The sequence below is a fragment of the Catenulispora rubra genome, from assembly GCF_015356825.1.
Taxonomy (GTDB): domain Bacteria; phylum Actinomycetota; class Actinomycetes; order Streptomycetales; family Catenulisporaceae; genus Catenulispora; species Catenulispora rubra.
In genome coordinates, this window is record NZ_JAACYW010000043.1 from 46,376 (window position 1) to 56,763 (window position 10,388).

The 10,388-nt window shown below is 67.0% G+C and carries 10 protein-coding genes and 1 pseudogene; 5 read left to right on the forward strand and 6 right to left on the reverse strand.

The window, feature by feature from the left end:
- Positions 1-9: 9 nt before the first annotated feature.
- On the reverse strand, positions 10-270 hold the full coding sequence (locus tag GWK61_RS15030) for a hypothetical protein (protein ID WP_194908979.1): 261 nt from the start codon (positions 268-270) through the stop codon (positions 10-12).
- Between the two features lie 55 nt (positions 271-325).
- Here GWK61_RS15030 and GWK61_RS15035 point away from each other — a divergent pair, with 55 nt between their 5' ends.
- The 5 genes and pseudogenes from GWK61_RS15035 to GWK61_RS60750 all read left to right on the forward strand — a co-directional run.
- Positions 326-1,861, forward strand: coding sequence for a sigma-70 family RNA polymerase sigma factor (locus tag GWK61_RS15035; RefSeq protein WP_194908980.1), 1,536 nt, complete (start codon positions 326-328; stop codon positions 1,859-1,861).
- 35 nt (positions 1,862-1,896) lie between these two features.
- The gene (locus tag GWK61_RS15040) at positions 1,897-2,643 is read left to right on the forward strand and encodes a thioredoxin family protein (RefSeq protein ID WP_194908981.1); all 747 of its coding nucleotides are present in this window, start codon (positions 1,897-1,899) and stop codon (positions 2,641-2,643) included.
- Positions 2,644-2,686: 43 nt separating this feature from the next.
- Complete coding sequence (locus tag GWK61_RS15045) at positions 2,687-3,232, forward strand: TlpA family protein disulfide reductase (protein WP_194908982.1); 546 nt, start codon at positions 2,687-2,689, stop codon at positions 3,230-3,232.
- An 18-nt stretch (positions 3,233-3,250) separates the two neighbouring features.
- Positions 3,251-4,045, forward strand: a complete 795-nt coding sequence (locus GWK61_RS15050) for a cytochrome c biogenesis CcdA family protein (RefSeq protein ID WP_194908983.1) — start codon at positions 3,251-3,253, stop codon at positions 4,043-4,045.
- A gap of 45 nt (positions 4,046-4,090) precedes the next feature.
- A pseudogene (locus GWK61_RS60750) lies at positions 4,091-4,252 on the forward strand (TetR/AcrR family transcriptional regulator); the annotation flags it as partial.
- A gap of 304 nt (positions 4,253-4,556) precedes the next feature.
- Here the strand turns inward: GWK61_RS60750 and GWK61_RS15055 are convergent.
- The 5 genes from GWK61_RS15055 to GWK61_RS15075 all read right to left on the reverse strand — a co-directional run.
- Positions 4,557-6,017, reverse strand: a complete 1,461-nt coding sequence (locus GWK61_RS15055; RefSeq protein ID WP_194908984.1) for an SAVED domain-containing protein — start codon at positions 6,015-6,017, stop codon at positions 4,557-4,559.
- A complete protein-coding gene (locus GWK61_RS15060) occupies positions 6,017-6,949 on the reverse strand; it encodes an ATP-binding protein (protein WP_194908985.1) in 933 nt (310 codons plus the stop codon). The genes GWK61_RS15055 and GWK61_RS15060 overlap by 1 nt, the downstream gene beginning before the upstream one ends.
- Positions 6,946-7,449, reverse strand: a complete 504-nt coding sequence (locus GWK61_RS15065; protein ID WP_194908986.1) for an HORMA-1 domain-containing protein — start codon at positions 7,447-7,449, stop codon at positions 6,946-6,948. Before GWK61_RS15065 ends, GWK61_RS15060 begins: the two co-directional genes overlap by 4 nt.
- A complete protein-coding gene (locus GWK61_RS15070) occupies positions 7,449-8,417 on the reverse strand; it encodes a CBASS oligonucleotide cyclase (RefSeq protein WP_194908987.1) in 969 nt (322 codons plus the stop codon). The genes GWK61_RS15065 and GWK61_RS15070 overlap by 1 nt, the downstream gene beginning before the upstream one ends.
- Before the next feature lie 706 nt (positions 8,418-9,123).
- The coding region (locus tag GWK61_RS15075; RefSeq protein ID WP_194908988.1) for a condensation domain-containing protein at positions 9,124-10,388 on the reverse strand (1,265 nt) is incomplete at its 5' end.

Sequence of the window (10,388 nt, forward strand, 5' to 3'; positions counted from 1 at the left end):
CGAGATCGACTAAGGCGCCCATACCTCGCCGGCGAACCGCCACCCTTCGTGGCCCAGTTCCGTTCCGCCTTCGGCGCCGAGCCCTCGGCCGGCGACGGTGCGGGCATCTTGATGCAGCTTCTGGGTGCGTTCCTGCACGCCGTCGCGGCCAAGCGTGCAAACCCGAACGCTCCTCTCATCCTGATTCAGCTGCCAGCTCGACGGCGGCCAGCCCCTCAACCGTCTCGGCACTCGAACATCCGTAGCGAAACCTGTGACCTTCGCGGTCATCGCGCATCTCCCCTCATAGAGACATCTGATCTCCGATGCCAGGAGTTTGATCCCGATGATCGTTGAAGTCGACGCTGACATGGTGGTGGCGGCCAGAGATGGCGACGCTGCCGCCATCGAGCAGTTGATCGTGGACTTCCTTCCGCTGGTCTACAACATCATCGGCCGGGGCCTGGGCCGCGAGTTCGACGTCGACGACGCCGTGCAGGAGACGATGCTGCACGTCATGCGTGGTCTACCCGAGCTGCGCGATCCGGCGGCGTTCCGCTCCTGGCTGGTGGCGATCGCCATGAACGAGATCCGCAAGCAGCACCATCGGCGGCTCCCGGAGTCACGTCCGCTGGATGAGTTCGACGCTCTGGTGGAGCCCGTCTCCGACTTCACCGACCAGGCCATCTGGCAACTCGGGCTGACCGGGCAGCGCAGGGAGACCGCCAAGGCCGCGGAATGGCTCGACGACCACGACCGCGAGCTGCTGTCGCTGTGGGTCCTGGCGGAGACCGGGCTCTTGAGTCGGGCCGAGATGATCGGGGCGTTGGACGTGGGCCCGCACGCGGTCACAGTCCGGATCGGGCGTATGAAGGCTCAGTTGGAGACGGCGCGCGGCATCGTCCGGGCCCTGGCGGGCACGCCGCCGTGTCGCGAGCTTTCCGTTGTCGCCATGAGCTGGTCCGGCGCTCCTCATCGGCTGTGGCGGAAGCGGTTCGCGCGCCATATACGCGAATGCGACCTCTGCATGCGTGCCGGAGCCGACCTGATCCCCGCCGAGCATCTTCTCGTCGGCCTTGCACTGGTGCCTGTGCCTTTCGTCCTGGCCCGCAAGGTGTCCTCGGCGACACGCCGGCAAGCAGCGCGCACACCGATCTCGCATCGCCGAGTTCCCCGCGCAGCGCACAAACGAATACCCGGCCGCTCCAGCATGTGGAGCGGAAAGGTCGCGCTCATCGGCGCCACGGTAGTAGTCGGTGGCGGCGCGACCGTGGTCGGCTCCATCGCCGCGAGCTCGACAAACCGGCCGGTGGCGGAATCGTCGACGGCACGCCATCAGCTCACGACGAGCAACTCGCCGACGCCGACCCGCAGTCCTGCCACGCCACCGGCCTCACCCACAACGCCGACCATCACGCCGAAGCCCACACCACAGACCCCAAGCGGCTCGACGTCATCGTCAAGCGCGGGAGACCAAGTTCTCGCCGTCATCAACAACGCTCGCAGACGCCAGGGCCTGCCGCCTCTGACCCGCACCGACGGCTTGAACCGCAGCTCATCCGGTCACAACCAGGCGATGCTGTCCGGCTGCGGTCTGAACCACGACTGCCCCGGCGAGCCGGACTTCGGAGGCCGGGAGTCGGCCGCCGGCGTGAGCTGGAGCGCGGCCGGCGAGAACATCGGGGCAGGCACGGCGGCTCTCGGATCCCCGTCATCGATCAGCAATATGGCCGTCCTGCTCACCGACGACATGATCGCGGAGAAGCCGCCGAACGACGGGCATCGAGCAAACATCTTGAGCACTGCCTTTCACCACGTGGGCATCTCAGTCAGCCAGGACGCCTCCGGGACCGTCTGGCTCACCCAGGACTTCTCCGACTGACCAAGCAATCAAAGACACACCAAGGAGCCATCCCCTTGCGCAAGGCAATATCAGCCCTCGTGGTCACGACGCTTGCGAGCACACTCGCCGGCTGTGCATCTTCGGGCCCGCTGCAGTCCGCGGCCGACGGGACGTCGCTGTCATCCACGTCGACCACCGAGTCTTCGGCGGCACCGGGCGACACCATGACACCGTCGCCCAGCTCGTCGATCTTCACAGCGCCTGCGACGTCGTCCTTGCGCCCGTCGCCCGCGACGACGAGCAAGCGTTCCACCCCAGCCCCCAAGCCCACGTCGACGCCCGTCCGATCGTCCTCCCCGTCCCAGCCCGAACCCTCCGGCTCGACGACTGCGCCCTCCTCTTCGATCTCCAGCCACTCGCAGCCGCCATCCTCGCTCCCGTCTTCCTTCGGCTACGACCCCAAGGCCGACTCAAAGGGCCAGATCAACGCCGCGCGGGCCGCGGCCAGGGCCGACGGCCGGAAAGTGATCCTCGAATTCGGCGCCGGCTGGTGCGGGAACTGCGTCGCCCTGGACGAGACGTTCCACAACTCCGGCGTCCAAGCCGAACTGGAGTCCTCGTACCACCTCGTCCAGGTAGATGTAGACGTCCACATGGATCTGTTGTCGCAGTACGCACCCAACAACTCAGGAGGCTACGGACTTCCCGTCATCGTCGTCCTCAATTCAAACGGCAGCACCGTCGTCGACACCGACAGGTCTGGAAACCCCGGCTTCGACGTGTCGTCCTTTCTGGCTTTCCTGAAGAAGTGGGCCGCCTGAGCACCACGCCGTAATTCAGGAGGCTTCCTTGTACACACTGAGAATGTTCGCTTCTCTGGCAGCCCTCACGTTGCTGGCCACCGGATGCTCGAACAACACGAGCAGCAACAGCGCCACCGGACAAGCCACCGTCATCTCCCCTGCCAAGCGTGCGGATTTTCCGCAGCTGTCCGGACCGACGCTCGACGGCCCCACGCTCAGCCTGACACCCCTTAGCGGCAGGGTCATCGTCGTGAACGTCTGGGGATCGTGGTGCTTGCCCTGTCAACACGAGGCGCCGGATCTCGAGCGCGCCTATGAGGCCTACCGGAACATCGGGGTCTCGTTCGTCGGCATCGACACACGAGACAACGCCGCCCAGGCCAAGTCCTTCATCGCCACGAGCAGGATCGAATACCCCAACCTGATCGATGACGGCTCGGAGAAGCTGCTGACGAAGCTCGCCGGCATCGTGCCGCTTCAAGCCGTCCCCTCAACGGTGATAGTCGACCGCACAGGCAAGGTCGCATGGACTGCCCCCATGCCCATCGACTACAAGACTCTCGCTGCTGGGCTGGACGCGATCCTTTCCGAGAAACAGACACCATGACGAAAGACCGAGTGCTCGATGATCTACGCCGCCAGCGCTGCCACGACGGTCGCGTCAGGCTCACTACTGCTCGCCGTCCCGATCGCCGTCGTCGCAGGCGTGGTCTCCTTCCTCTCGCCCTGCGTACTGCCGCTGGTGCCTGGCTACTTGTCGTACGTGACCGGGCTCACCGGCATCGACCTGATCACGACGACGTCGTTCGAGGACGCGGCGCGGGCAAAGCGGGGCCGCATGGTGCTCGGAGCGATTCTGTTCGTGTGCGGCTTCAGCCTCGTCTTCATCCTCATAGGAGTCGTCGCCGGAGGAACCGGGGTCTTCCTCCTCGCACACCGCGAGCTGCTTCAACGCATCCTCGGCGCACTGACCATCGTCATGGGGCTCTCGTTCGCCGGCCTCCTGCCGGCGGTGCTCAGCCAGAGGGTCAATCGCGAGTTTCGATTCCACCGGGACCCGCGCATCGGCCTGATCGGCGCGCCAGTGCTCGGCGTGATGTTCGGCTTCGGCTGGACGCCGTGCATGGGACCGACGCTCGGCGCGATCGAAGGGCTCGGCCTCACCCAAGGTGCGGTGAGCCGAGCCGTCGTGCTCGCGTCGGCCTACTGCCTGGGACTCGGCCTGCCGTTCGTACTCACCGCCATCGCCTTCCGCAAGGCCATGGGGGCCTTCAGCCACATCAAGCGTCACTATCAAGCAGTGATGCGCGTTGGCGGCGGCATGTCGGTCATCATCGGGCTGCTGCTGGTGGTGGGAGTTTGGAACGACCTGGTCGCCCTCATCCAGGGAACCGTGTCCGGCGGCGCGAGTCCGATCTAGATTCAACGCCGCCCGGGGCACCTTGCCGACTGGAGTCCGTTGAGCTGCGCCGATCCCGACGATGTCGAGGCCCGCAGCCTGCTCGCATTCTGCGTGGCGATCGGCGCGCACACCCTCGCCGACGACCATGGCGACCGCTCCCGAGCCAAGGTCCTCGCCCACGCCACCGACGTTCTCCGTCGAGGCCACCACAGGGTAGACCGCCCACGCGCTCCGACGGTCGCAACCCACAAGGACCATCAGCCCCAGACCATGGCAACCGCCGTAGACAGGGCACGCAGTGCGCGAGAGGCTGCTCAGTTCCTGGTGCCGGCGCCGGCTGCCGTCGAGGAAGACACCGATCGCTGCCGCGCTCGCCTTCTCCGCCCCGATGCCGTTCGGCCCGACCGCCGCCGGATCCGCAGCAACGGCCCGCACGATGCAGTATGTCCCCACGTGTGTCAGAGCATTGTAATCGTGCTCGATCGCCTGCGAGCTTCGGAAACAGCGGTTTCGAACTGACAGTCCGCCACTACCGACCTCGCACCCGCAGCCCCGGCGCGTAGCTGCCCGGGCGGCCCATGTCCCAGTACACGGTCGTGGCGGGCATCCGGTCCCAGGCGTTCCCGAGCAGCAACGCGCATGCGTGGGGCATCGCGAGGAAGAGGTAGACCTCCGGCGGTTGAAGGCACCGGTCAAGGGCCCTCAGCTCGTCGCGAAGCTGGTAGATGAGTGCGCGTGCGTGAGGAAGCCCTTCGATCGCCTGCCGGCCTGGGACCGGCAGACGAGTCCTGATGTGGATCGCGTCCGGGTGCTCTTTCGCGATGAAGTCGTCGACGTCCTCTGCGATGTCCGTGGCGAGGCTGACGCTGACGGCCCACGGGCGACCGCATGCGTCATCGCCCAGGTTGTCCGGAAGGCCGACCTCAAGGTCCCGACGGTCCCCCGGCTCGGCAGCGGACGACCAGATGCCGTCGCGGGCGTCGGTCGCGACGGTGAACCCGGCAGTGCTGGTGAACGCGGTACCGACGGCGAACCAGAGGGGGAGACGCATGGCGCCGTCCACCTCGATATCGGTGATCCCCTTCGCCCAGAAGTGCCTGCGCGCGTCCTCGAGATCGGACATGACGCGCGCGGACGCGGTGGCCTGGTCCACGAACTTCCGTCGGCTGTCGGCGCAGACACCGTCGAAAAGATCCAACCAGCTGAGGGAGTAGTCGGCGGTGCTGGACCGCGGGTGCGGTTCGAGAGCTTCGACGACCAGGAGCGCCCGGGGAGCCAGCACCGACAGCCCGAGGTCGCGGATGAGCTCGATGAGCTCCTCGCGAGTGAACGTCTTGCGGGGCGACTTGACCCAGGACCGAACTTGCTGGAGCCCCAGGGCGATCGACGCGGCGTCGCCGCGGACTCCGACGGCGGCCGCGGCGTCCCGCACCTTCTCCTGCCACTCCTCCTCGTACAAAGCGTGCCGGATCTTCAGGCACTCGAGGAACTCCATCAGCCGGTCCTCCTCGATGCCGAGGTGATCTGCCCACTGACGCCGGGCAACGGCCAGAGTCCCCGTCGCGCCGCGGAACGTTTCGACAATCCGGGCATCGGTCGTCGCGCGATCGCCGAGTACGAGATCGTCGGGAGCGATCGCTCGGGTCGTCGCCAGGACGATCACCGGAGGCCGCGCATGGCGTGGCAGGAGGAGCTCCCAACTGGCGTACAGGCGCTGCAGCAGGCTCGCCTTGCCCTTCGGCTTCTCGAACAACCAGTCCTGGGTCAGCGTTTTCGTCGCGCCGACAGATGCTTTGACCTGCCAGAACTCTGCCGGCAGGTCGGCCCGGCGCATCGTCAGGTCATCGACGTTGCCGACATCGGCGGCCTCGACATCGAGGTGGGTGATCGTGGTGTCGGCCCGCAGAATGCACAACACGTGGTACCACACGATCAGGTGCTGGACGTCATCGCCGAGGAGACGCGCGCCGCTGGCTGCGCGGGCAGCCATCAGGCCGCCTCCGCGAACGGCTTCGTCGGAGGCACCCGCCGGAGGACGTCGGTCGCGATCGTCGCGTCGATCGCCGCCTTCCGGCGGAACGCTTCGAGAACGACCTCCGGGACCAGTCGCTGGCGGAGGTCGGAGTACGTGTAGCCGTAGGGGCGCCCCGGGACCTCCGAGGTGACGGCGGCGAGCGCGTCGATATCGGCCGCTGACATGCCCGTGCCCGCGAACAACCGGGACAGCAGCGCCGCCCGCTGAACGTGGCCGGGCCGTTCGAAGACCTCGATGACCGCAGCGCGGCGGCGCAGCGCCGGGTCGATCGCGTCGAGCCTGTTCGTGCACACGATCGTCAGGATCGGCAGACGGTCCGAGCGCATGCCGTCGATGCCGCGGAGCAGCGCGTTCACCCCGGCGCGGTCTTCGTGGTGCATCTGCGCGAGTTCCCGCGACTGGGCCAGAGCGTCGCCCTCGTCGATGAGAAGGATGCCGAGGGACTCGCTGGTTCCGTCGCTCCTTCTCGCCTTGATGAAGTCGGCGGTGATCCGGTCGAACGTCCCGGTGATCAGCGTGGTCATCTCCCCCACCGCGCCGCGCCCGCGAGCGGCCAAGCTCAGCGGGTACAACGTCACGTCCATGCGGGTGCTGGTCGCCACCACCTGGCCCAGGACCTCGGCGACCTCGGTCTTCCCGACCCCGACGTCACCGCTGAAGATGAACAGCGGGGTCCGATCGGTCAGGGCGTCCACGGCCGGGACGACCGCCCCGTGCACGTGCTCGCTCCACAGGCGTAGTGCCGTCGGGTCCGCGAACGCGACAGCGTCCTGCGCAAGGCGGCTGATCAGGTCGTCGAGCCCGACCAGGGAATCGACCCTGGTCTGCGCGGCCGGGTTGGGGAACTCCTCGATCCGGGCGAACAGCCCTTCGGCGCCTTCGATCATGCCGCGCTCCTGAACACTTCGCGCTCCAGGCCGACGCCGCCGGAGGCGTAGTTCCGGTCGACCACCCAGGCTCCGTGGGTGTCGCTGGGCAGGGAGCCGAAGCCGCGCTTGAACGGCAGCTCGTCCTGGACGGTCTTCCGTGCGGTCGCCGTGAGGTCGTGCCACCGAGCGGAGTACGTCAGGAAGGTGAACCACGTGGCCCCGGTGACGTCTTCGCCGCGAGGTACACCGCCGGCGCCGCCGGTCAGGGAGCCGTTCGCGCCGACGCTGTAGCGCAGGGACCAGACGACCTTCCCACTCTTCTTGAACCCGAACTGGTACTGCGAGACGTATCCGTCGGTCAGCAGCAGCTCGAGCTCCTGTCGGTACTCTTCCACCCTCTGGGCCGTCGGGCTGCCGTAGAACAGCCAGCTCTGGTGCAGGTCGGTCGCCGTGCGACCCGCGAGACGTGCCGCATCGACCCGGGTGAAGGTCTGCGCATAGGTGTAAGTGCTGCTCATCAGGCCGCGGCCGTGAAAGCGGGGCCGAGGACGATCTGCCACAAGGCCACGGCCCTGCCCTTGGTCGGCTCGAAGCGGGCCGTGGTGATCGCGTCGAGTGCCTCCTGGGCGGCGTCCTCAAGCTCCTTACGGTGGTGGGGCTCGTACTCGTCGGCCACGTTGCTCTCGAAGTTGGCGGGGTCGAGGACCTGGATGGGGCTGGTCCCCCGCTCCGGGAGGTCCGAGGCCTTGTGGAAGTCGGTGAACGCGATCTGCTCGTCGAGTCCGCCGACGACGAGGAAGGTGAAGAACGCCTCGAGCGCGTCGACATAGTCGTCGAGCACCTCCCCGCGGTCGGCCAGGTGCGCCCAGATGAGCTCCAGCATGAAGCTCTTGCACTTGAAGTCGCCGTCGCGCTTCCGCTGCTGCCGGACCCACCACTTCGTGAACCGGATCAGCTGGGCCAGGTTCGGGTGGTCATCCTTCCGGCCGCGGATGAAGTCGAGATGCTGCCGGGTGCTGGTCTTGACCAGGTCGCCGGTCTTCTTGTTGACGAGGTAGCCGACGTCATCCGGGTCGCCTTCGTAGAGGACGGGGACGACGTCGACGTCCAGGCCCGTGCCGCGAAAGTTCACCGTGACGCAGTGCGTCTGCGCGACGATCTGGTCCGGCCCCAGGTTCGGGTTCGCCTCGACGATCCGGTCCCGCATCCAGTTCACAAGGCCCGGGCGATCCGAAGGTGCGAGCTCCGCACGAACATAGAGGGCGAGGTCGCGGTCCTTCGTCTTGCTCAGCGCCGTGCCCTTGGCCACGGAGCCGGCGTGGAGCGCCTTGACGAGCCCGAAGCCCGGCGTCGCCGCGATCTTCGTCTCGATCCGATCACGCAGGCCGTTGACCTGGGCCCGCTGCCGATCGACCTCGGGCTTCTTGAGGTTGACCTTGTCGTCTGCGAAAGCAGCGAGGTCGCGGTGGGTGATCTGAGGATCCATGGGGTACTCCCGTCTGCCGAGATCGGCAAAGGGCGGACCGGCGACGCCGGCCCTTCAGAGTTCTGTGTTGGAGAGTGCTAATCCGCAGCTGGTTGAGCGCGACCGTGCTCTTGATGCCATGTGCGGCCCAGGAATGCGTACAAGCGCAATGAACAGCGCAAAAACCATCGAACAGCGAACAAGCCCTTACTTCGCAGGGCTCGCCGATGGGTTGAGGTTAGCACTCCATACTGTCGAGTGCCAATCACTCGGCGGATGGGTGAATTTGCACTGCGGACCAGGTCACGACGCCAAAGTCGATCGCGCATAGCGGCGCATACTGCGACCGTGTTCGCCTCATCAGTGCCCTCGACCCAGTATGGCCGGGCCCTCCGACAAGTCCCTCCGAACCATGTGAACCGCAGCCCCGACCAGCTTCCCGGCGCGGGCGATCAGCTGGTGGTCTTGAAGGACCCCGACCGTGTCCCGGCGTTGCCGAGCCGGTCCGGGCCACCGCGACAGCGACCGGGATCTCCGGCTCTGTGATCCCTGGCCTTTTCCCGGAAACCGCTGACGTGTCGAGGGCGCGGAAGAGCTCGCCGTACCGGCCCCAAAAGCAACGACTCACCGGCCGCCGACCGCCGCGACAGTGCGTAGGCCCTGGGGACAGGCACTAGTGAAGCCGTGTCGGCGTGTCCGCATGACCGCATGACCGCATGACCGGCGCTCACGCTCGCACAGTTCGCTGTGCCACCGCGATGGCCTCCACTCGTCGCGCCAACGCTTCGGCATCAGCCGGGCGGATGGCCGAGGTGTCGATGTGCAGATTCAAGCGGACGCCGCCGGGTATCCCGTCGATCTGCATGATCAGGCCCTTGAGAGGCAGCTTGTCCTGGTAGCGAGTCCAAGCGAAGTTGCTGGAGCGGACCAGGGCGACGCCCTGCGGCGATGACGCGTCGTGTGCCGAACCGCTCGAGCCCGCGCCGAGCCGGTTGTTCAGGAACCAGTGCGTGCCGAGTGCCATGCCGAGCTCGGCCTCGACGCGATCGATCAGCGCAGCCACGTCCCACGGGTCAACGTAAGCATGCTTGTACGCCCTCCGCGCCGATCGCGCTGCGGCCCGCAGGATGTCGTCGAACCCACGCCCTGCGACATCGAGCAGGCAGATCGCATTCTGGGCCGCGGTGCACACCACATCGGTCAGGCCGGGATGAAAACGGTTGTCCACCATCGGCCTGACCACCACCGGATCGACGCCGTGGGTCTCGTGCACCGCGACTGCGAACAACGCGAGGAACACAACCGGGGTATCCACGCCCGTGCGCTCGCTGATCGCTCGCACCGCCGGCAGCAGGACGTAGGAGTCGAACTCGCCGTGCCAGTACCGTCGAGTGTCGGGGCCGTCCGGGTTGTAGGACCGGTAACGGGGGGCCTTTCGGAGCACTTCGTCCCAGTAGCGCAAAGCCGCCGCGTTCTGCCGCTGTCCGGCCGCCGATGCCTGCCACACCGCCTGCTCCAGCGGCACGCGCCCTCGAGACGGACACCCGGTGCGCACCTCGGACTGGGCCACCAACGCCGCCACCCCGGCCGCGTCGATCACCAGGTGGGAGATCAGCACCACAACATGCGTAGGCAGCCCTGCCTTGCAGACGACGCCCATGCGGATGGGCCAGTCTGTGGCGTAGTCCATCGCAGCATCCGTGTACCGCCGGTGCAGATCTTCGGCAAGACGCCCCGGGTCTTCCTCGTTCGCGTCCACAACGTCCAGTACGACGACACCGGCGGCGGCGACGACCTGCCGGGGGCGGCCGTCCCCGTCCAAACGGACCCGGGTACGCAGCGACGGAAAGCGCGACATGCGATAGCGGAGCTCGTCTACAAGGTCATCGAGACTGCGACCCGCCGGTACCGCGACCACACCACCGACCGGCCACCAATTTCCCTCCTCCAGGATGTCCGCCCACCACTCCCGTTGGCCCCAGGTGAACTCCC